General features: G+C 72.6%; 1 protein-coding gene and 1 pseudogene. One reads left to right on the top strand and one right to left on the bottom strand.

The features are described 5' to 3' along the window. Window positions 1-500 (top strand): annotated as a pseudogene (locus G6030_RS15280) (hypothetical protein); the annotation flags it as partial. 31 nt (window positions 501-531) lie between these two features. On the opposite strand, the gene G6030_RS15275 reads toward G6030_RS15280, so the two are convergent. Next, entirely contained in the window at window positions 532-1,023 is a 492-nt protein-coding gene (locus G6030_RS15275) for a hypothetical protein (protein WP_007630896.1), read from the bottom strand. Window positions 1,024-1,258 lie beyond the last annotated feature (235 nt).

Here is a 1,258-nt window from a genome sequence, read left to right as displayed (position 1 = left end):
CCCGCAGCGCCGACGGCGTCATCCGCGAGCTCTCACTGGCGGCACCGGCGGGTGCGACCGACGCCGCACGCGCCGGCGTCGAGATCACCGCCAACGCGATCTCGGAGGCGACCGTCGCGTTCCCCACCGAGGAGATCGGCGTGGGCGCCCGGTGGACGGTCACCCGGCAGGTCGACGACGCGGTCGCCCCGACCCGGGTCACCACCTACGAGCTGGTGGACCTCGTCGGCGACGTCGCCACCGTCCGGTCACGCACCGAGGCCCCCGATCCGCAGGACACCCTCACCGCGCCCGCTCCGGACGGCGGGCCGGGCGTCGCCCTGGACGTGGAGTCCTACGACGTCTCCGGCTCCGGAGAGCTGACGGTCGACCTGCGGGCCGCCCTGCCGGTGGGTGGGACGACCGAGTCCTCCACGCGGACCGCCTACGTCGACCCGGATTCCGGACGACGGTCGACCTACGAGGAGGACTCGGAGCTGAGCTTCCGCACGGTGGACTGACCGCCGGCGCGGCGGCCGGCGGTCGCCCGGATCAGGCCGCGGCGCAGGTGGCCGGCGGCTGGAGCCCGGCGTTGGTGATCAGCGCGCAGGCGAAGGACTTCTGCAGCTGCCACTGGCCGTTCTGGTTGATGAACTGCGCCTGGACGTTGATGTCCTCCTGGCCCGGCTGGGTGATCACCGCGTTGGCGATGAGCGTGCCGGGGATGTCGCCCTCCGCCACGCCGGTGATCGTCACGCCGGCGCCCTGCTCGGCCTTGAGGGCGGCGATCTGGTCGAAGATCTCGGGCGCCTCGGCACCCCCCTCGACGAGGTCGACCTTCTCCTCCACCGGAACGGCGGGATCGGACGCCCGGTCGAGGAGCCCGGTCAGCTCCGCGGCGGTGGGCACGGTGGCGGTCTCCTGCGCGCTCGTGGTGGGCGCGGGTGCGGTCTCGCGCTCATCGCCTCCGCCCCCACAGGCGGCGAGGCCACCCATGGCGAATGCGGACAGGGAGAGAGCGGCGATGGTCCGTCGAAGACTCACGCGGGGTCCTTTCGTCGAGATGTGGGGCACCGGGCATCCGGCGCCGAGCCGGTTCAGGCTCCGGGCCGTGTCACCGGCCCAACGAACACTGGTCGGTCATTGTTCCATCGTCGGCGGCCCGGGTGTTTGACCACGAGCCGCCCGCACAGCACTGTGGACCGGGTGACCAGCGCTCAGACCAGCACCGATACCCCCCACATCGTGATCTGCACCACCGGCGGCACGATCACCGCCT

Origin of the sequence: Dietzia sp. E1 (assembly GCF_014145015.1) — a bacterium.
Taxonomy (GTDB): domain Bacteria; phylum Actinomycetota; class Actinomycetes; order Mycobacteriales; family Mycobacteriaceae; genus Dietzia; species Dietzia cinnamea_A.
The sequence above is the reverse complement of the archived record's forward strand: the minus strand, read 5'-3'. Positions and strand labels throughout refer to the sequence as shown.